Annotated in this window: 18 protein-coding genes; all 18 read left to right on the forward strand. The window is 47.6% G+C overall.

All coding sequences use genetic code 11. The features are described from left to right. The first annotated feature begins 102 nt into the window (after nucleotides 1–102). The 18 genes from lspA to AC4G47_RS08675 all read left to right on the forward strand — a co-directional run bounded on the left by lspA (nucleotide 103) and on the right by AC4G47_RS08675 (nucleotide 21,528). Nucleotides 103–597, forward strand: a complete 495-nt coding sequence (lspA, locus tag AC4G47_RS08590; RefSeq protein ID WP_458127310.1) for a signal peptidase II — start codon at nucleotides 103–105, stop codon at nucleotides 595–597. Next, on the forward strand, nucleotides 590–1,552 hold the full coding sequence (locus AC4G47_RS08595) for an RluA family pseudouridine synthase (RefSeq protein ID WP_458123416.1): 963 nt from the start codon (nucleotides 590–592) through the stop codon (nucleotides 1,550–1,552). The genes lspA and AC4G47_RS08595 overlap by 8 nt, the downstream gene beginning before the upstream one ends. Nucleotides 1,553–1,662: 110 nt before the next feature. Next, nucleotides 1,663–2,916 (forward strand): LL-diaminopimelate aminotransferase, encoded by a 1,254-nt coding sequence (locus AC4G47_RS08600; RefSeq protein ID WP_036674844.1) that lies wholly within the window; start codon nucleotides 1,663–1,665, stop codon nucleotides 2,914–2,916. A 207-nt stretch (nucleotides 2,917–3,123) separates the two neighbouring features. Then, on the forward strand, nucleotides 3,124–4,014 hold the full coding sequence (locus AC4G47_RS08605) for a decaprenyl-phosphate phosphoribosyltransferase (protein WP_491106669.1): 891 nt from the start codon (nucleotides 3,124–3,126) through the stop codon (nucleotides 4,012–4,014). Nucleotides 4,015–4,031: 17 nt separating this feature from the next. Beyond that, nucleotides 4,032–4,664, forward strand: coding sequence for an HAD family hydrolase (locus AC4G47_RS08610; protein WP_458123414.1), 633 nt, complete (start codon nucleotides 4,032–4,034; stop codon nucleotides 4,662–4,664). Next, nucleotides 4,661–4,981 (forward strand): EamA family transporter, encoded by a 321-nt coding sequence (locus tag AC4G47_RS08615; protein ID WP_491106670.1) that lies wholly within the window; start codon nucleotides 4,661–4,663, stop codon nucleotides 4,979–4,981. Before AC4G47_RS08610 ends, AC4G47_RS08615 begins: the two co-directional genes overlap by 4 nt. Further along, nucleotides 4,968–5,288 (forward strand): EamA family transporter, encoded by a 321-nt coding sequence (locus tag AC4G47_RS08620; RefSeq protein WP_491105718.1) that lies wholly within the window; start codon nucleotides 4,968–4,970, stop codon nucleotides 5,286–5,288. Before AC4G47_RS08615 ends, AC4G47_RS08620 begins: the two co-directional genes overlap by 14 nt. A 31-nt stretch (nucleotides 5,289–5,319) precedes the next feature. Then, the gene (locus AC4G47_RS08625) at nucleotides 5,320–6,645 is read left to right on the forward strand and encodes a DUF6080 domain-containing protein (protein WP_491105719.1); all 1,326 of its coding nucleotides are present in this window, start codon (nucleotides 5,320–5,322) and stop codon (nucleotides 6,643–6,645) included. 525 nt (nucleotides 6,646–7,170) lie between these two features. Then, nucleotides 7,171–7,734, forward strand: coding sequence for a bifunctional pyr operon transcriptional regulator/uracil phosphoribosyltransferase PyrR (gene pyrR / locus AC4G47_RS08630; RefSeq protein WP_017687330.1), 564 nt, complete (start codon nucleotides 7,171–7,173; stop codon nucleotides 7,732–7,734). After that, the gene (locus tag AC4G47_RS08635) at nucleotides 7,734–8,645 is read left to right on the forward strand and encodes an aspartate carbamoyltransferase catalytic subunit (RefSeq protein ID WP_491106671.1); all 912 of its coding nucleotides are present in this window, start codon (nucleotides 7,734–7,736) and stop codon (nucleotides 8,643–8,645) included. The genes pyrR and AC4G47_RS08635 overlap by 1 nt, the downstream gene beginning before the upstream one ends. Before the next feature lie 126 nt (nucleotides 8,646–8,771). Continuing rightward, nucleotides 8,772–10,076 (forward strand): dihydroorotase, encoded by a 1,305-nt coding sequence (gene pyrC / locus AC4G47_RS08640; protein ID WP_491105720.1) that lies wholly within the window; start codon nucleotides 8,772–8,774, stop codon nucleotides 10,074–10,076. Nucleotides 10,077–10,477: 401 nt separating this feature from the next. Continuing rightward, entirely contained in the window at nucleotides 10,478–11,620 is a 1,143-nt protein-coding gene (gene carA / locus AC4G47_RS08645; protein ID WP_458123410.1) for a glutamine-hydrolyzing carbamoyl-phosphate synthase small subunit, read from the forward strand. A gap of 1 nt (nucleotide 11,621) precedes the next feature. Then, complete coding sequence (gene carB / locus AC4G47_RS08650; protein WP_458123409.1) at nucleotides 11,622–14,840, forward strand: carbamoyl-phosphate synthase large subunit; 3,219 nt, start codon at nucleotides 11,622–11,624, stop codon at nucleotides 14,838–14,840. 102 nt (nucleotides 14,841–14,942) lie between these two features. Further along, nucleotides 14,943–15,683: an orotidine-5'-phosphate decarboxylase gene (gene pyrF, locus AC4G47_RS08655; protein ID WP_491105721.1), complete on the forward strand. Its 741-nt coding sequence runs from the start codon at nucleotides 14,943–14,945 to the stop codon at nucleotides 15,681–15,683. Beyond that, on the forward strand, nucleotides 15,680–16,321 hold the full coding sequence (gene pyrE, locus AC4G47_RS08660; protein WP_253439277.1) for an orotate phosphoribosyltransferase: 642 nt from the start codon (nucleotides 15,680–15,682) through the stop codon (nucleotides 16,319–16,321). Before pyrF ends, pyrE begins: the two co-directional genes overlap by 4 nt. Nucleotides 16,322–16,593: 272 nt before the next feature. Continuing rightward, nucleotides 16,594–17,541, forward strand: coding sequence for an ABC transporter ATP-binding protein (locus AC4G47_RS08665; RefSeq protein WP_491105722.1), 948 nt, complete (start codon nucleotides 16,594–16,596; stop codon nucleotides 17,539–17,541). Next, on the forward strand, nucleotides 17,504–18,613 hold the full coding sequence (locus AC4G47_RS08670; protein ID WP_491105723.1) for an efflux RND transporter periplasmic adaptor subunit: 1,110 nt from the start codon (nucleotides 17,504–17,506) through the stop codon (nucleotides 18,611–18,613). The genes AC4G47_RS08665 and AC4G47_RS08670 overlap by 38 nt, the downstream gene beginning before the upstream one ends. Continuing rightward, the gene (locus tag AC4G47_RS08675; RefSeq protein ID WP_491105724.1) at nucleotides 18,613–21,528 is read left to right on the forward strand and encodes an ABC transporter permease; all 2,916 of its coding nucleotides are present in this window, start codon (nucleotides 18,613–18,615) and stop codon (nucleotides 21,526–21,528) included. The genes AC4G47_RS08670 and AC4G47_RS08675 overlap by 1 nt, the downstream gene beginning before the upstream one ends.

Below are 21,528 nucleotides of genomic sequence, written 5' to 3' on the forward strand. Positions count from 1 at the left end.
ACAGCGCGTCGTGGACGATTTCCAAACAGCTGTGCTACAATAAACAAGTCTGGCGTAAGCCTGGTATCGTTTGGAAAAGACAAGAACGGAGTGACAACAAACGTGGTGTATTATATCCTCGCTTTTATCGTATTTTTATTGGATCAGGGAACTAAGTTCCTGATTGCAACCCGGATGGAACTCAGAGAAGAAATTCCGGTCATCGGCAATTTCTTTATCATCACATCACATCGTAATTCAGGTGCAGCTTTTGGTATTCTGCAAGACCAGCGTTGGTTCTTTATTGTGGTTACGGTGATTGTAGTCGTTGCCTTGATTTGGTATTTGCAAAAGGTAAAAGATACCCCGCACAAATTGCTGCCTGTGGCGCTTAGTTTAGTGCTGGGTGGAGCGATCGGCAACTTCCTTGACCGGGCCTTGACCGGAGAAGTTGTGGATTTTGTACAGCTTAACTTTGGAAGTTACACGTTTCCCATTTTCAACATCGCCGACTCGGCAATCTGTATCGGTGTAGCGTTGATCATTGTGGAGACGTTGCTTGAAGGACGGCGCGAAAAAGCAGCCGCGAAGATTGAAGGGAATGAACATCATGAGTAATCTGAATGAGGAACAGATCAACGACGAAGAACTATTGAATGGCAATGAGCGTATGGAATGGACCGTTGCCGCTGAACATAAGAAAGAACGCATTGATAAATATATTACGGAAGCTGTGGACAACGTATCTCGCTCCCAAGTTCAATTGTGGATTGGAGACGGGTTAGTTACGGTAAATGGTGCTGTAGTTAAAGCCAATGCCAAGTTATCCGAAGGTGATCTGATTGAACTACAGATTCCTGAACCAACTTCCGTTGAGATCATTGCCGAAGATATTCCGCTGGAAGTGGTATATGAAGACAGTGACTTGATCGTGATCAATAAACAGCGTGGTCTTGTGGTGCATCCAGCACCAGGACATACGTCGGGTACGCTCGTCAATGCGCTCATGTACCACTGCAAAGACCTTTCAGGTATCAATGGGGAATTGCGCCCAGGTATTGTACATCGCATTGATAAGGATACGTCTGGTCTTATTATGGCTGCCAAGAACGACCGTGCGCATGCCTCACTGGCTGCTCAGTTGAAGGACCATACAGTAAACAGACGTTATATCGCGCTCGTTCATGGTCATCTTAATCATGATCAAGGGACCATTGATGCACCGATTGGACGTGATACCAATGACCGCAAAATGTATACGGTCACGGAACGCAACAGTAAACATGCAGTTACGCATTTTACCGTTACGGAGCGGATCAATGACTACACCTTGCTGGAATTGAAACTTGAGACAGGACGTACTCACCAGATTCGGGTTCACATGAAATTTATTGGCCATCCGCTTGTCGGAGATCCCACGTATGGACGGAATAAAGGCATCAAAATGCAAGGACAGGCTCTTCATGCTGCCATTCTTGGATTCGTGCATCCGACTACGGGAGAATACCTTGAATTTACAGCTCCGCTTCCGCAGGATATGGAAGATGTACTTGCTTCACTGCGCAGTCGTTAACAGCTCCAAGAAAGTACAAATGTTCAGATACTTTGTCCATGGCTTTGAATACGCAAATCCTTCATATTTAAGTGTAGAAATTTGCGTCAAATGAGGAGATGAACAACGTTATGAGTATCGATAAATATCAAGAAACTTACATTCAGACTAATTTTGCCGACCGTATCGGTGGCTCCAACTATGGTAAAGACACGAACATTTATAAATTCGAGAAAATCAAACGCGCCAAAGCTTCGGCCAAAAAAGATTTTCCCGATGTGGAACTGATTGACCTTGGTGTAGGTGAACCAGACGAGATGGCTGATGCAGGCATTGTCGCTGCACTTGCAGAAGAAGCTTCCAGACCTGAGAACCGTGGTTATGCCGATAATGGTATTCCTGAATTCAAAGCTGCTGCTGCTTCTTACCTGAAAAACGTATTCAACGTAGAAGGTATCGATGCAGATACTGAAATCGTGCACTCCATTGGTTCCAAACCGGCTTTGGCGATGATGCCTTCATGCTTCATCAATCCGGGTGATGTAACGATCATGACCGTTCCAGGTTACCCGGTTATGGGCACACATACAAAGTATCTGGGTGGAGAAGTGTTCAACATTCAATTGACGAAGGAGAACAACTTCTTGCCTGATCTGACGGCTATTCCGGAAGATATCGCAAAACGTGCGAAGTTGCTCTACCTGAACTATCCGAACAATCCGACTGGTGCAAGTGCCACAGTGGAGTTCTTCACTGAAGTAGTGGAGTGGGCGAAAAAATACAACGTAGTCGTTGTCCATGATGCTCCATATGCAGCACTGACGTACGATGGCAAAAAACCATTCAGCTTCCTGTCGGTACCTGGTGCGAAGGATGTCGGCGTCGAGCTGCACTCTCTGTCCAAGTCCTACAATATGACGGGTTGGAGAATTGGCTTCGTAGCGGGTAATCCGCTTGTAGTCAAAGCATTCAGCGACGTGAAGGATAATAATGATTCCGGTCAGTTCATCGCGATTCAGAAAGCTGCAGCATATGGTTTGAATCACCCTGAGATCACGGAAAAAATTGCAGAGAAATATTCCCGTCGTCACGACATGCTCGTTGCCGCACTGAATGAACTGGGCTTCCAGGCTGAAAAACCTAAAGGTTCCTTCTTCCTGTATGTTGAAGCACCAAAAGGTGTAGTTGGTGGACGTCGCTTCGAGTCGGGCGAAGATTTCTCCCAATTCCTGATCCGTGAGAAACTGATCTCGTCCGTACCTTGGGATGATGCGGGTAACTTTGTTCGTTTCTCCGTTACCTTTGAAGCTAAAGGTGAAGAGGAAGAGAAACGTGTTATCGCTGAGATCAAGCGTCGTCTGAGCGACGTACAATTCGAATTTTAATTGCAGCACCCTATAGCTTCATTACGTACAAAAAACGAAGAGACCGGAAACGGTCTCTTTTTTTATGTCCATATTAGATTTTTTTTCATTTACTCCCTTTACAAAATTATACAATCAACATATGATTAGATCTTTACGTTATTTGTTATATACAGAAGTTGTTTTTGAAGGGAGTTATTACAATTGTTATCATCACGAACGAGTACGGTGTCCTCAGCGACTACAGAAAATGGCAGTACAGTTTCAGGATTAATCAGATTGTTAAGACCCAAACAGTGGACTAAAAATCTGCTGTTATTTGCTGCGTTACTTTTCTCTTTTGAAGAGATTCGGACGGAAACCATTCTTGCGACGTTGCTTGGTTTTATTCTATTTAGCCTCGTTGCAGGCTGTGTTTATATTTTGAATGACTTTGTGGATCGGGACAGGGATCAGCGGCATCCGGTGAAAAAGTATCGTCCCATTGCTTCGGGTCAGGTGAATCCGGCTCATGCTTTGTTGTTCGGCATTATCCTGTTAATCCTTTCGGTTGGAACAGCCTTTGTAATGAACCCGCTATTCGGGGTATTATGTATCGTCTATTTCCTGTTGAATGTGTCATACTCCTTTGTGCTGAAGCATCTCGTTATCTTGGATATGATGACTATTGCAGCGGGTTTTGTACTTCGTGCTATTGCCGGTGGTGTACTGATCCATGTACCTTTCACACCGTGGTTTTTGATCTGTACAATGCTGCTATCGTTATTTCTGGCCATTGGCAAACGGAGAAATGAACTTACCTTGCTTGAAGGGAACACAGGATCACATCGTAAAGTTTTGGATAACTATTCCATTACCTTGTTGGACCAATTTAATACGATTGTGACGACAGCTACGATTATCAGCTACTCCCTGTTCACATTCACTTCAGATCGAACCATTCATCTGATGTGGACAATTCCGCTGGTCATTTATGGCATGTTCCGTTACTTGTATCTAATCCATATGAAAAACCAGGGGGGCTCGCCTGATCGTGTGCTGTTTGAGGACAAGCCCATATTAATTACGGTTATATTGTATGTGATAAGTGTTGTTACAATCTTTACTATCTTTGAATAAGACTGAGGGGGATCAGGGTGAAAAGCACGAAAGTCGCGATCTTTGATATTGATAAAACGATTATACGCAGTGATTCCATGTTTCAATTTGTACATTATGGTGTTCGACGTTACCCTTGGCAGGTATGGAGATTGCCTGTCATTGCATTACATACGGTGTTATTCAAGGCGGGATTCATGACTGTGGAACGAGTCAAGCGCTCCTACTTTCAAGAAATTGAGCGCATGTCTGAGAAAGATCTGGAGCATTTCTTTGATACCCGCTTGCGTACATCCATTTTTGCTGAGGCCAGTGTGGAGATGCAGCATCGCAAGGAAGCAGGCTACCATGTCTTGCTTGTCACCGCGTCTCCGCATGCCTATATGAAATATTTTAAAAACTTTCCCTGGGTGGATCATGTAATTGGGACTGAACTGGTCCGTCATGCGAATGGTTACACGTGCAGAATTGAAGGCAGTAATTGCAAAGGGGAAGAGAAGGTGCGCAGAATTCAGGCTTATCTGAGTGAGAAGAACATGGTAATTGACTATGATCAGTCATGTTCCTACTCGGACTCCTTATCCGACCTTCCGGTCATGCAGCTTGTGAGTCAGCGTTACTTTATTAACAAGCGTGTTCCGGACATGGAGGCATTAACGTGGGGGAAATGAAGTCGCGTCATGCAGGTAAATGGTTGATGCTCGTCTCCGCTTTTCTCACAGCCACGGGTCAATTGTTCTGGAAATGGGGACTAACCGAGTGGATATACCTGGGTGTTGGTTTTCTGTGTTATGGACTTGGGGCGATTCTAATGATTAAAGCTTTTGCTCTGGAAAAACTTTCAGTTGCATATCCTCTGATGTGTGCCAGCTACGTGTTTGCTTTAATCTATGGATATTTCTTGCTCGGTGAAGAAATTACGGTGCAGAAACTGGCCGCCGTTGTGCTGCTTGGAATCGGGGTGACATTAACCAGTGTTGATCGATAGTTGGATGGTTGCTGTGTTAATTGTCATGACGTTGTGCGGTGCACTGGGCGGGGCCGGATTGAAAGCTTATGCGACGAGTCGCAATCGTCTGCATGTGCTCTTGGGACTCGGATTCTACGGGATGGGTGCGTTACTGAATATTGTGTTGTTGAAGTTTCTTCCATTAACCGTCGTATTACCTGCCAACGCATTAACATATGTCTGGACTCTCATCATAGCGCGGTTGGTATTTAAGGAGATGGTGGGCCCTTTACGCTGGATTGGTGTGGCATGTATTATGGGCGGGCTATGTTTATTGGTGTTCTAGAACTTATTTAAATTGGATGTGAAATGAAAGTATGAAATTTTTGGATTACATATTTTATAATCGCAGAGTCAACTATACAGCTTTTTTCCTGTTTGCGGGATTTGCTTTGTTCTATGGTTTAATGAACGGCTCGTATGTTCTATATATTGAAAATAACGCAGAAATGTTGGGGGCGTATACCCCATTTAATACGACACTGTTTCCAATCAATTTATTCAACTTTGATCCTTCGATGTATTATGGGGACAACAGTTCTTCCGTTATCCACCCGCTCATTTCTTTTCTGGCAGTTACCCTTGCAGCTGTAGCGAAGCTGCTGGGAGGTAACTGGTTCTTTCTAATCTTGCAATCGTTGATCAATGCGGGTTCGGTGGTGCTGGCGTATCTGTTCTTGAGTCAAAAAGAAAACAGACCGACGATCACACCGCTGCTGTTCGCCTTGTTGTTTGGTTTCAGTTCCTACTTGATGTATACCGCATTGATTCCGGACTCGTATCCGTATGTACAATTCGTTATCCTTCTCTCTGTGGTTTACATGCAGTATACTCGTGAGCGTCAGGACGTACGTTATGTACCCAATGCATTGCTTGCATCGATTAACTTCGGGCTAACCTCAACAAACATCGTACCGTTTGCTGCTGCTACATTCTTCAATATGCATGCATGGCGCAATAAGGCGGGGTGGAAGAAATATATTGGTATCATGGCGCTAGCAGTTCTGATGATTGCCGTGTTTACCGGCATTCAGTATGTTGCATTTGGAGGTAAGAGCTGGGTTAGTAATTGGCTGTTAGGCATACAAAATGGCGGAACCAGCTATGCAACGCCATTCCAGTTCGCTGTTCATTGGAAAGCATTGAACATGCTAACCATTAATCCGATGCTGACACCGAAGATGCATTTGCTGGACCCTGGCATGGCAGCCTTTGTTACGGATCTGTCCCGTTCCAATCCAATCTACGTGCAGATTACAGGTATCTTTATTTTACTACTAGCATTCATGGGCTTCATTAAGGGCATTCGTGAACGTGAAGTGTGGACCCTTGTGCCATATATTATGTTTGCCTTTTTGCTTCATGTTGTTGTGGGCTTCGGTCTGGCCGTCTTTCAATACGATATGTACCTGTATGCGGGACATTATCTGTTTGCGTTTTTCCTGTTGGGTGGAGGTTTCGTCATCCGTATTCGTCCGGGTTTGGGCAAAAATGCACTATTCGTTCTGCTTATGTTATCCGTGCTTATTACGGCTGGTAATAATATATATCGTCATATTGAGACCTTATTCACGATTAAGCAGTCCTATGAACAGCTGGAGCAGGATCGTATGCTCCTTCAAGATTCAGACTCAGTCCATTAAAAGTATTCTTAACCCTTTACCGCATCTGTGGATGCAGGTAGAGGGTTATTTTGGCTATATCGAATTTCTCATTTGCCTATGGATAAATATACAGAAATGTTGTATAATTATGAATAACCAATGAGATGTAATGTGCATGGATGTTTTTCGGCCTAACTGCTGATTCTAAGAAGAACGTAGCAGAGGATTTTCACCTGCGATGGTGAGGTGTTGACAGAGGGTTGTCTATCTGTCATAATTCATGAAGACAAACGGACATATTGAGTACAGAACCCTGTGAGGTCCTGCAATATGAACGACATGAATAGCACCTTTAAATCAGTCCCGTGAGACTGGCAAGGTAACGTGAACGATACATCGTTTTTTGCTGCGGCAAATGAAGCGATGCATCCCCGAGAGTAAACTTTCTTCAGAGCGGTCTGAAGTTCGGAGACTCCTTGCCAATAAACACGGCAAGGAGTCTTTTTTGTTCTCCTCGTCACGGGGCCATGATGCTGAAGGGAAAATCCTGAGGAGGCTGAACGCATGAGCACAGAGACACATGTCATTATGGATGAGACGGCGATCCGCCGCGCATTAACACGGATTGCCCATGAGATATTGGAAAAAAACAAAGGAATCGACGATTGTGTATTGGTCGGTATTCGTACACGCGGGGTTTACCTGGCTGAACGGATTGCCGCCAAGATTGAAGAAATCGAAGGCGCCAAAGTCCCCTGGGGAGAACTGGATGTGACTCCTTACCGCGATGACCGCTTGGACGAGAATAAAGCGAATCGCAAGGAAATGTTGATTATGACACCTGAATCACTTTCGATCCATAACAAAAAAGTGATTTTGTTCGATGATGTGCTCTATACCGGACGGACGATTCGCGCAGCGATGGATGCCCTGATGGACTGTGGAAGACCGCAGAACATTCAGCTAGCTGTACTCGCAGACCGCGGACACCGGGAACTTCCGATCCGACCTGATTTTATCGGCAAGAATGTGCCGACTTCCAAATCAGAGGAGATCGAGGTTGCACTCATGGAAACAGACGGACAGGACGAAGTCAAAATCACTCAGAACCGGGGGGAACAAGCATGATGATTACACAACCAGCATTGAGAGACCGGAGCTTGCTTGGACTGAAGGAACTTAGCCGAGGAGAAATTGATTCGATTCTAAACAGAGCGGCTCACTGGGAAGCGCAGAAAGAGAAACTGGTTCCGGTACTGGAATCACGCTTCGTTGCCAATATGTTCTTCGAAAACAGCACTCGTACCCGCTTCTCGTTCGAAATGGCAGAGAAACGCTTGGGCGCACAAGTGCTGAACTTCACGGCAGCGGCATCCAGTGTGGAAAAGGGAGAGTCCATCTACGATACGGTACGCACGCTTGAGTCGATGGGCATTGATGCAGGGGTAATCCGGTTGAAACCGGCAGGCGTTCTGCAACAACTGGCTCAGAAAGTGAATGTACCACTCGTTAACGCTGGAGACGGTAATAATGAGCATCCTACACAGGCACTGCTGGATCTCTACACAATGCGGAAAGCATTTGGCGAACTGAAGGGCCTGCGTGTCTCCATCATTGGCGACATTTTGCATAGCCGCGTAGCACGCTCCAACCTGTGGGCACTGCAAAAGTTTGGTGCAGATGTACGTTTCTGTGCACCACCAACGATGCAGGCACCGGAACTCGCAGAGTATGCGCCTTATGTCGGTCTTGAAGAAGCGCTGGATGCAGATGTAGTCATGATGCTCCGTGTTCAATTGGAACGTCATCAACATGGCTTGATTACTTCAGCTGAGGATTATCGCGAACACTACGGATTGACGGAAGAACGTGCGTCACGCCTAAAACCAAGTACGATTATCATGCACCCTGCTCCTGTGAATCGCAACGTCGAGGTAGATGACGCGGTTGTGGAGAGTGAAGCATCGCGGATCTTCCCGCAGATGGCAAACGGCGTTCCAATCCGCATGGCGGTTATGGAACGTGCGATGAAACTGTAACAGGGTCTGGCTGTGGGTCATAGGCTGATGGTACGGAAGTTCTTATAGAGCAATATGAGAGTACACGATAAAGAAAATCATCCGGCTTGCCTGGTAAACCGGACAGAACCGAAGCGGAGGGCAATTATGCTACAAATTATAAAGAACGCCAACATCTTGAACAAACAAGGGGAACTTGAACGGAAAACCATCATTATAGATGAAGGTAAAATTAAAAAGATCGTTGGTCTGGAAGACCAAGCCGTAGTGGATGCCGAAAAGTCAGCGCATAGTGTGACAGACGCATCAGGGAAACTGGTCATTCCAGGATTGATCGATATGCACGTGCATCTGCGTGAACCTGGATTCGAACACAAAGAGACAATTGAAACAGGTGCCCGTTCAGCAGCACAAGGCGGATTTACAACGATCGCGTGCATGCCGAACACAAGACCGGTAACAGACACACCGGAAGTTGTGAAGCTTGTATTGGATAAAGCCAAAGAAGCCGATCTGGTGAAAGTGTTACCTTATGCAGCGATTACGAAAAACGAACTGGGTCGTGAACTTACCGATTTTGCGGCATTGAAAGAAGCAGGGGCTATTGGATTCACGGATGACGGTGTAGGCGTACAAAATGCTCAAATGATGAAGGATGCCATGAGCCTCGCGGCAAGCATGGATATGCCGGTTATTGCACACTGTGAAGATGACTCACTGGTTGTCGGTGGATATGTGACAGAAGGCGAGTTTTCGAAGCGTCACGGCATCAAAGGGATTCCAAATGAATCCGAGGCCATCCACGTGGGCCGTGATATCTTGCTCGCGGAAGCAACCGGAGTTCATTACCACGTCTGCCACGTAAGTACAGAACAGTCGGTTCGCCTGATCCGTCTGGCGAAGTCCATCGGCATTAAAGTAACTGCTGAGGTGTGTCCACACCATCTGGTGTTGTCGGATGAAGATATCCCGGGCATGGACGCTAACTGGAAAATGAACCCACCGCTGCGCTCACCACGCGATGTGCAGGCTTGTATCGAAGGATTGCTGGATGGCACGCTGGACATGATCGTAACTGACCACGCGCCACACAGTGAAGAAGAGAAAGCCAAAGGCATGGAGCTGGCACCTTTCGGAATCGTAGGATTCGAAACAGCCTTCCCGCTGCTTTACACAAAGTTTGTGGAAACAGGACTGTGGAGCTTGGATTTCCTGGTGAAACGAATGACTGCTGATCCGGCACGTGTATTCCGACTGGATACAGGCAAGCTCGAAGAGGGAGCACCAGCGGATATTACGATGATTGACCTGAACGAAGAAAAAGCAGTTGATCCTGCAACGTTCGCAACCAAAGGAAGAAACACCCCGTTCACAGGCTGGAAGCTGAAAGGCTGGGCCGTACAAACATGGGTGGATGGCAAAAGCGTGTGGAGCAACACTGTACAACAATAAAACAGTACCATGGTAACTCAATAAATCATTAGATCGTTTATCTTGAATTCTTCAAAAAACAAGCCTTTATAACTCTAAATTTACAACTTTTACACCAGTAACATCTTTACAACTAACTCGAGGCAACTGATGCCGAGAGTCCAATATACGAAACAAACAAAGTTGAATGTCATGATTTTGAACTTGGACACCAACGTTACTGCGGAGTGGGCAGAAGAACCCGAAGAAACGAAGTGCTCGCCTTTATCACCGGATTACATCATTTGAACAATGATAAAAAGTAATCCGGGGATAACAGCGATCAAAGGGTCTTCTGCCCACGGAGCCGCACCAAACGTAACGTCCCCCCATGTTCAACCCCAATGCATTCAACGTTGATAAACACAGAGGAGTGAAATGGGATGCAGGCACAGGCAAGATTATTGTTGGAAGACGGCACACTGTTCACCGGGAAAGCATTCGGTGCTGAAGGTGAAACTACAGGTGAGGTCGTTTTTAATACGGGAATTACAGGCTATCAAGAGGTGCTTTCGGATCCTTCCTATTGCGGTCAAATCGTGACCATGACGTATCCGCTGATTGGAAACTACGGCATTACGCGTGATGACTTTGAGTCGATTCGTCCATACGTACACGGTTTCGTTGTGCGTCGTCATGAGCCAACGCCAAGCAACTGGCGTGCGGAATATAGTGTAGACAATCTGCTCAAGGAATACGGTATCGTAGGAATCAGCGAAATTGATACACGCATGTTGACTCGCCGGATTCGTCACCACGGCACAATGAAGGGAATTCTCACAACAGGATCGAAGCCTGTGGAAGAACTGCTGGAGATGATGGGAGACACCACCATCGCCGAGCTGCGTAACCAGGTGCCAATGACTTCGACGGAGCATGTATACAATAGCCCGGGAACGGCTGAACGTATTGTACTCGTGGATTACGGTGCCAAAACAGGGATCTTGCGTGAACTCAGCAAACGCAACTGTGACGTTGTCGTTGTTCCACACGATGTAACAGCAGACGAGATTCGTCGCCTGAACCCGGACGGAATTCAACTGTCCAACGGCCCTGGGGACCCGAAAGACGTACCTCACGCGGTTAATATGATCAGTGAACTGCTTGGCGAATACCCGATCTTCGGCATCTGCCTGGGTCACCAGTTGTTTGCACTTGCGGCTGGAGCAGACACCGAAAAACTCAAGTTTGGACATCGCGGAGGAAACCACCCGGTGAAAGAACTGGAGAGCGGACGTTGCTTCATCACATCCCAGAACCATGGATTTACTGTTAACGAAGAGTCTGTGAAGAGCACGGACCTGGAAGTTACACATATCAACAATAACGATAAAACTATTGAAGGTCTGAAACATAAATCATTCCCGGCATTCTCGGTTCAATACCACCCAGAAGCAGCCCCGGGTCCTTACGACAGCAGCTATCTGTTTGACCGCTTCATCGAGATGATTCGCGAGCACAAAATCACTAACCCGCAAAAGCCGCGTCAAGCCGTATTGGCAGCCGCAGTGAAAGGAGCACAATAACATGCCGATTAACAAAGATCTCAAAAAAATCCTGGTGATTGGTTCCGGTCCAATCGTCATCGGTCAAGCGGCCGAATTCGACTATGCCGGTACACAAGCATGTCAGGCACTGAAAGAAGAAGGCGTGGAAGTTGTACTCATTAACAGCAACCCGGCGACCATTATGACGGATACAAACATGGCTGACAAAGTATACATTGAGCCAATCACACTGGATTTTGTAACCCAAATCATTCGTCAGGAACGTCCGGATGGCTTATTGCCAACACTGGGTGGTCAGACTGGTCTGAACATGGCTGTGGAACTGGCACGTGCTGGAGTTCTGGAACGTGAAAATGTAAAATTGCTCGGAACACAGTTGACATCGATCGAGAAAGCGGAAGACCGCGATCTGTTCCGTGATCTGATGCGTGAACTGGAACAACCTGTACCTGAGAGTGTGATCGTAACGACACTTGAAGAGTCACTTGAATTTGCAGGTGAGATCGGTTATCCAATCATCGTGCGTCCAGCTTATACGCTGGGCGGAACAGGTGGGGGAATCTGTGCGAACGAAGAAGAGCTGCGCGAGACTGTGGCAGCGGGAATTCGTTACAGTCCGATTGGGCAATGTTTGGTTGAGAAGAGCATTGCAGGCATGAAAGAAGTCGAGTATGAAGTGATGCGGGACAAAAACGATAACTGCATCGTTGTCTGCAACATGGAAAACTTTGACCCGGTAGGTGTTCATACAGGCGACAGTATCGTCGTGGCACCAAGCCAAACACTGTCGGACCGTGAATATCAAATGCTGCGTTCAGCTTCCCTGAAAATTATCCGTGCCCTGAACATTGAGGGTGGATGTAACGTACAATTTGCACTGGATCCACACAGCTTCCAATACTATGTTATCGAAGTAAACCCACGGGTAAGTCGTTCATCGGCCCTGGCTTCCAAAGCAACGGGTTATCCGATTGCGAAAATGGCTGCCAAAATTGCCATGGGTTACACGTTGGATGAAATCGTCAACCCGGTAACTGGTCAAACATATGCTTGCTTCGAGCCTACGCTGGATTACATCGTGAGCAAAATTCCTCGCTGGCCGTTCGACAAGTTCATCTCGGCGAACCGTAAACTGGGAACGCAGATGAAAGCAACAGGCGAAGTTATGGCCATTGGCCGGACATTCGAAGAGTCGATTCACAAAGCCGTTCGTTCCCTGGAAATTGGCGTACATCGCCTCTACCTGAAGGATGCCGAAACGCTGGACGAAGCTACACTGAACGAGCGTCTGATCAAAGCAGATGATGAGCGTATCTTCCTGATCGCCGAAGCATTCCGCAGAGGGTATACGTTGCAACAGTTGCAGGATCTCACCAAAATCGACTGGTGGTTCCTGGACAAAATCGAAGGACTAATCGCATTCGAAGATCGCATTCGTGAAGAATCCGAACTGTCTTCCGACATTCTGTATCAAGCGAAACGCCTTGGATTCACAGACCGTGCTATTGCTGAACTGCGTGCGCAAGGTCAACCAGGAGGCACATTAACAACTGAAGCGGAAGTTAGAACTCGTCGCGAACAAGAAAACCTTCGTCCAGTTTACAAAATGGTAGATACGTGTGCAGCTGAGTTCGAAGCCACAACGCCTTATTACTACTCGACTTACGAGACAGAGAATGAAGTGATCCCTTCAGACAAGAAAAAAGTTGTTGTGCTTGGCTCGGGTCCAATCCGGATCGGTCAAGGGATTGAGTTCGACTACTCTACTGTACACGCAGTATGGGCATTGCAAAAAGCAGGCTATGAGGCAGTCATTATCAATAATAACCCGGAGACGGTGTCTACGGACTTTAATACATCTGATCGATTGTACTTCGAACCCTTGTTCTTCGAAGATGTCATGAACGTGATTGAACAGGAGAAGCCAGTAGGGGTTATCGTACAGTTCGGTGGTCAAACAGCCATCAACCTGGCAGCACCACTCCGTGCCGCAGGTGTAACGATTCTTGGAACGGATCTGGAAAGCATTGATGAGGCGGAGGACCGCAAGAAGTTCGAGCGTCTGCTCTCCCGTCTGGAGATTGCACAGCCGAAAGGTAAAACGGTCATTTCCATCGATGATGCAGTAGAAACAGCTCAAAGTCTGGGTTACCCTGTTTTGGTCCGTCCTTCCTATGTACTCGGTGGTCGTGCCATGGAGATCGTATACTCGGATGCAGAATTGCTCACGTATATGGAGCAGGCGGTTAAAATCAATCCGGAACATCCGGTCCTGATCGACCGTTACATGATGGGTAAAGAAGTTGAGGTTGACGCCATCTGCGATGGTGAAACGGTATTGATTCCGGGAATCATGGAACATATCGAGCGTGCAGGGGTTCACTCTGGTGACTCTATCGCGGTATATCCTCCTCAACATCTGTCCCAAGATCTGAAAGAGAAGATTGTAGAGATTACAATCAAAATTGCGAAAGAACTGAAAACGGTAGGTTTGGTCAACATCCAGTTTGTTATCCATGATGGCCAAGTATACATTATCGAGGTGAACCCGCGTTCGTCCCGTACCGTGCCATTCCTGAGCAAAGTAACCAACATTCCGATGGCGAACCTGGCAACACAAGCCATTCTGGGTGTGAAACTGAAAGATCTAGGTTATGTTGACGGGCTGTGGCCTGAGTCGGACCATGTATCTGTCAAAGTTCCGGTCTTCTCCTTCGCGAAGCTACGTCGTGTTGAACCAACCCTTGGACCTGAGATGAAATCGACAGGTGAGGTTATGGGTCGTGACCCGAATTATGCGAAAGCATTGTTCAAAGGTCTCATCGGAGCTGGAATGAAAATACCGGCAACCGGAGCGATTGTCGTGACTGTAGCAGACAAAGACAAGGACGAAGCTGTACCATTGCTCGAAGGTTTCTACAGACTGGGTTACAAAATCATGGCTACCGGCGGAACAGCAGCTGCGCTTGAAGCAGCGAACATTCCGGTAACGACTGTGAACAAATTGAGTGAAGGTTCGCCGAACATTCTGGATATGATTCGCAGCGGCGAAGCGAACTTTGTTTTCAACACGCTGACCAAAGGCAAAACACCGCAGCGTGATGGATTCCGTATCCGTCGTGAAGCGGTAGAGAACGGCATTGTATGTATGACTTCATTGGATACGATTCGTGCGCTGCTGATCATGCTGCAAACGATCAACTTCTCATCGGAAGCAATGCCTGTCTTTGTTAAATAAATAAGTCTTTGATGAAGGACATCAGTCAGCCTGCGGGCTGGCGAGATGTCCTTTATATCGGGCAAAAACGGAAAAATGAGCAAGTGGAAGGGAGCGCTGTTGATGAATCACACGAATTTCAATGAAATGGCTGGCCGTTTGATGGTAGCACTCGATTATCCTGGAGCGAAAGAAGCTCAAGAATTGGTACAAGCTCTTGAGGGCATTCCCTGTTATCTCAAGGTGGGCATGCAGCTGTTCTTCGCAGCAGGACCTGACTTTATTCGGGAGTTGAAGTCCAAAGGCTACTCCGTTTTTCTGGATGTGAAAATGCATGACATTCCCAACACGGTTCGAGGTGGTGCTGAGAGTATCACGCGTCTGGGTGTAGACATGTTCAATGTGCATGCAGCGGGCGGAACCATCATGATGCGTGCTGCACGTGAAGGCGCTGAGGCGGCAATTGCTGCTAATCCTTCCTTACAGAGACCTGAGATCATTGCAGTTACCCAATTGACTAGTACAAGTCTGGAAACGATGAATAACGAGATAGGCATCCCGGGAAGTGTGGAAGCTGCTGTGGTTCGTTATGCAGCCCTGGCCCAAGAGGCTGGACTGGATGGAGTTGTTGCTTCTCCACTGGAAGTGCCCGCAATACGGGCAGCGTGTGGCAGTTCTTTTCATACCGTTACACCAGGAATTCGTCCAGCGGGTAGTGGTCTCGGGGATCAGACACGCGTCTTGACGCCGGGTGAAGCCATTGCCAGAGGCAGCCATTACATTGTTGTAGGCAGACCGATTACAGGCGCTCCCAATCCGCGAGAAGCGGCAGAAACCATTTTGAAGGAGATGTTGAACGCATGATTGAACTGAATGAGATTCCAAATCATATTGCTTCCCAACTGTTGAAAATCAAAGCCGTGGCGTTGCGTCCGCAGCAGCCATTTACATGGACATCCGGCATCAAATCACCGATATACTGCGATAACCGGTTAACGATGTCCTATCCCGAGATTCGTAATGATATTGCTGAAGCCTTTGCAACGATTATTCGTAACCAATACCCGGATGCAGAAGTCATTGCAGGTACAGCAACTGCAGGTATCCCGCATGCTGCCTGGGTGGCTCAGAAGCTGAATCTGCCGATGGCCTACATTCGTGATAAAGCCAAAGGACACGGCAAAGAGAATTTGATTGAAGGGCTGATTGCCGAAGGACAGAAAGTGGTCGTCATCGAAGACCTGATCTCTACAGGTGGCAGTTCGATCAAAGCAGCAGAAGCCGTACGCGTAGCAGGTGCAACACCTCTCGCCGTGCTTGCGATCTTCAGCTACCAGCTGGATAAGGGGGTTAAAGCGTTCGAAGACGCAGGAATTCCACTTCAGACGCTGTCCAATTACACGGCTCTGATGGATGTGGCTTTGGCTCAGGGAACGATTCAGGAGAGTGACTTTGAATTGCTCAAATCCTGGCGTGAAGATCCTTCTTCATTTGGTAAATAATATCATTGATAGCCCGAAAAAATGTTCATGACTGAACGGTATCAAAATTGTAATGATTGCCGTCATAGCGGCAAAACCATCGAATATGCAATAGGCATCCCGCACTTTGGGGTGCTTTTTTCGTTTGTTCATCAAAATATTAACTTTTTCCCTCTACCGTTGTAAAAAGCTTGTAACTTTTAGTTGGGATCGGTCGTTTATAATTCAGTGTAGGTTGGAACAGATTTCTAATTTTAGGTTTTTTGAAGAAATGAACGGGATTTCAAGAAAGGATGAGCGTGATTGCTGGCATGAAGAATTTATTTCTGAAAAAAAGACCTGCCAAGAGCCAGTCAGGCGATGAATATCAACAGGGGGAAGCGCAGCTGGAGGCATCGACGGTTTCGGGAGCAAATACATACGAGAATGAACACGATCACCCGACGAGTGAACCTCCGTTACCTGAAAGTGAAATCGCTTCGGATGAAGTGGCTGCAGCTGCTGTCACTACCGTTGATGAACCCCAGAAGAAGATCAAACCGAAGAAGGATATGCTGCCTCCATATGATGGACCTGTACTGGAGGTTCGTAATGTACATCGCAGTTTCCAGACAGGCAGTCGCATCATCCATGTGCTCAAAGGCATTGATATGGAAGTGAATCCGCAGCAATTGGTCATGCTGAAGGGGCGTTCAGGTTCAGGCAAAACAACGTTGCTGAATATGCTCGGTGGATTGGATCAGCCTTCAAGTGGAGACATTCTGTTCTCCGGTCAGCCTCTTCAGGATTGGGGAGACCGGCGGCGAACCGCTTTGCGGCGCAAGGAGATTGGTTTTATTTTTCAGGCGTATGCACTGATGCCCTTATTGTCTGCTTGGGAAAATGTAGAATTGTCGCTGCGAATGGCGGATGTACCGCGAGCGGAATGGAAGGACAGGGTTGGTCATTGTCTGGATCTGGTTGGACTATCCAAAAGGGTGAAGCACCGTCCTTTTGAGATGTCCGGGGGAGAGCAGCAGCGGGTGGCTATAGCCAAGGCGATTGCCCATAGACCCAGATTGTTGCTTGCGGATGAGCCTACAGCGGAACTGGATTCCAAGATGGGCGCACAGGTTATGGCGGTATTCCGCAATATTATTGAAGTAGAACAAGTAACGATATGTATGACAACACACGATCCTACAATTTTGGAGGTTGCGGACCATGTTTATGAAATGGCGGACGGCAGATTTATCAAGTAAAGGGGCCGCTCCGAAGAGGGGGAAACGCGCAGCAATTATTGTAATTGGTGCGATAATGGTTGCAACGATGTCCGGTTGCTCATTGCTGCCGTCAGAAACAGAGGAAGAAGTGCTGCCACCAATTACGCCGCCAACCATCTCCAAGAAACCGGAATACGAAGTCCGGACGGAAACGTTGGAGAAAAAAGTAAGTGGTAGCGGCAAGATGATGAGTCAGCGGGAAGAGAAGGTGTACTTTACACTCGATGGTATGCATGTCAAAGAGTTGAATGTTAAACCGGGGGATAAAGTGAAAAAGGGTCAACTTCTCGCTGTGCTCGATGTGGAGAGTGTAGAGAAGGAAATCCGTGGCAAGAAACTGCAGATTCGCAAATCCGAAGTTCAAATGAAGGAAACCCTCCGCAAGCAGGATGAGATGGACCCGGTGGAGTTCGAAGAGGCAACGATTGCGTTTGAAGAACTGCGCCAGGAACTCGCTGATCTGGAGGAACAACTGGGCAAGGCCACATTGACCGCTCCGTTTGGTGGCACCATTATTGCTGTGCAGGTAGAGAAGGGTGCAGCCGTGAAAGCGTATGATCCGATTGCTACGATTGCGGATACATCGAATCTGGTTGTGGCAGCTACCTTTGCCAAGGAAGATCTGGAGAAGTTCTCAGCTGGTATGAAGGCAGAAGTAGATATTAATGGAGCGGGTAAAGTTGCTGGCAAAATTAAAGTCATGCCTATCGCGGAAGCATCGGGAAGTGGCAGTGGCGAAGGAACGGGTGAAGGCGGTACGCCTCCGACGAAAGAAACGCTGGATAAGTATGTTATCGTTACACTTGCAAAAATGCCAAAAGGTGTGGAACGCGGGACACCTCTATCGGTCTCCATCGTAACGCAGCGTACCGAGAACGCGATTGTGATTCCTGTATCTGCTTTACGCTCCATCGGTTCAAGAACGTATGTGCAAGTGGTGGAGAGTGATGGCAGCAAGCGTGAAGTGGACGTTGAAGTGGGTCAGCAGACATCGACAGATGTTGAGATTCTGAAAGGTCTGACCGTAGGCCAGAAAGTAGTGGGACGCTAATGGGGCTGCCATTGCTTCGGCTGCTGTTCCGCAAAATGTGGAACACGCGCTGGATGACCTTCAGCACACTGATCGGATTGATTGTGGCGGTAGCGTTCACCGTCAGTATCCCAATGTATGCCGATGGTGCACTGAAACGGGTCGTCGCGCAGACGCTGCAGGATAATAGTGAAGGATTGCCAGCCGGTTCCTTGCTTATGAGTTATCAGGCACCCGGTGGAGTCAAGACAGACACACGGGGTCTGGATGAAGTAGATCGTTTTATTCGTGAGGATGTTCCTCGCGATATTGGGTTTCCTTTTCATACGTATGTGAATTCCAGATCCATTCGGAGCACAGAGGTGAGTCCGGAAGATCCAACCAAAGTGGACGCCAGCCGGGTGCGCAGTATGAGTATGGGCACGATGAGTGGACTGGATGCGCAGGTGAATTATTCTGCCGGAGTGAAACCTGGCAACCAGATTAAGGACGATATCATCGAGGCAGTCATGTTGGAAGAAGGCATGTATCGTAACGATCTGCATATCGGCGATATTCTGGAATATCCGGTATATAGCGGCCTTGATATCACGTTACGTGTGAAGATTACGGGGTCCTTCAAGGCAGATGATCCAAACAGTCCTTACTGGGTACAGGGATTTGACGGGATGATGAATGGACTTTATTTGGATGAATCTGTCTTTAATGATGTATTACTGAAGGAAAAAGGCATTCCACTTCAGAATTCACGTTGGTATTATGCTTTTGATCTGAAAGAAATTCAAACCAGCCAATTGTCGGGTCTGACTTCCATGCTGGAAAGGCTGGACATCGATCTGTATCAGCGGTTGAAAGATACGAAAGTGGATATCACCTTCGGTGATCTACTCAAGCAGTTCCGCAGTCAGAGTCTGCAATTGCAGACCATGCTGTTTACCTTGGCAGCACCGATGATTGCGATGGTCTTTTATTTTATTGCGATGAACGCCAGACAGTCATTACAGAAGCAAGAGAGTGATATTGCGGTATTGCGCAGCCGTGGAGCTTCAGCTCGGCAGATATTCTCTCTTTACCTGCTCGAAGGCATATTCCTTGGTGTTATTGCGTTGATTATTGGACCGTTGCTCGGTTGGTTTATGGCCAAGAGTATTGGTTCAGCAAGTGGCTTTCTCTCGTTCGTAGATCGGAAGTCGATTCCGATTGGTATATCCAAAGAAGCTATTCTATTAGGCGTAGCAGCAGTACTTGTTGCCATCATTGCGTCCCTGATTCCGGCGATAACCTACGCACGAGCAACCATTGTGTCGGCCAAGCGGCGCCAAGCAAGGACAGACCGTGCTCCGGTATGGCAGCGCTGGTGCCTGGATGTTGTGTTACTCGGCCTGGCCGGATACGGATACTACCTGTTCTATGAACGTCAGATGTTGACCTTCCAGACCGGAATGACAACCGATCAGCTGCAGGTACAGCCGTTTCTGTTTTTTGTACCCGCACTGGCGATCTTTGCGCTCGGACTGTTCTTCCTGCGCTTGTTCCCGTGGATTTTGAAGCTCATCCAGCTGATCGGTCGCAAGTTTCTCCCGGTCCCGTTATATCTGACATTAACGCAGCTATCACGTTCGTCTTCTTCTTATTATCCGTTGATGATACTTCTTGTATTGACACTGGGACTTGGGGTGTACAACTCGGCTGCGGCTCGGACCATTGATCTGAATTCTACCGAGCGTACCCTATACCGTTATGGTTCTGATGTGATTATGCAGACCGTGTGGGAAGGAACGCCTGAGATTAAGCCTGGTGGTTCCGGACAAAATGGTGGTTCGGGTGGAGGTCAACAAGGTGGAGGCGGAGGTTCTGCTGGTGGTGGCGCTTCTGGCGGAGGAAATGGTGGTGGAGGTGCTCCAGGTGGAGGCGGTGGGTCTTCGCAGCCCTCCAAAGTCATCTACTCCGAACCTCCATTCGAGGTATTCCGCAGATTAGACGGGGTTGAGCATGCAGCAAGAGTGCTGCAGACCAAGGGTAATATTATCGTCTCTGGTAAATCGGGTGGACAGGGAATGCTGGTCGGAATTGATAATGTAGACTTTGCTCAAGTGGCATGGTTCCGCAACGATCTTTTCCCAGCACATCCTTACAAGTACCTTGACTTGCTTGGTAAATATGAAGGGGCTGTATTGATCTCTTCCAAATTTGCTGACAAGTTCAAGCTAAAAACCGGAGACCTCGTCTCGATGGGTGTGCAGGGACAGGCAATTGAATTCGTCGTGTTCGGGATCATTCCTTACTGGCCAGCCCAGTATCCGGATCAGATGCCATTCTTCGTGGCTAATCTGGATTATATCTATGATCAGGTGCCTCTGATTCCTTATGAGGTGTGGCTGAAAATGGAACCGGATGCCAAAGTGGCTCCATTAATGGAGAAGCTCGCAGCAGAAGGTATTGAGTTATCGTCTGTCCGTGACGTACGCACCGAATTGGTATCTCAGGGCAAACATCCGTCACGGGGCGGTGTATTCGGGATTCTGAGTCTTGGTTTCCTGGTATCGGTTATTATCTCGTTGATTGGATATGTGCTGTACTGGTTCTTCAACCTGTCCGGACGTGTTGTGCAGTTTGGTGTATTACGAGCTATGGGGTTATCCCGAGCGCAACTGAGCGGCATGCTGCTGCTGGAACAGGTGTTCACGGCGGGGCTGTCGATCCTGCTCGGTATCGGTATTGGTCAGGTGTCGAGTCGTTTATTCCTGCCATTCCTGCAAACGACGGATAATGTATCTGCTCAGGTACCTCCGTTCCGGATTGTCTTTGAACAGCAGGATATGTTGCAACTGTATGGAGTTACCGTGGTGATGTTGGTCATCGGTGCAACGATGTTGCTCTGGCAGATTCGCAGGCTGCGGGTTCACCAGGCGGTCAAAATGGGAGAGGAGAGGTAA

It is taken from the genome of Paenibacillus sp. Negev47 (genome assembly GCF_058313655.1).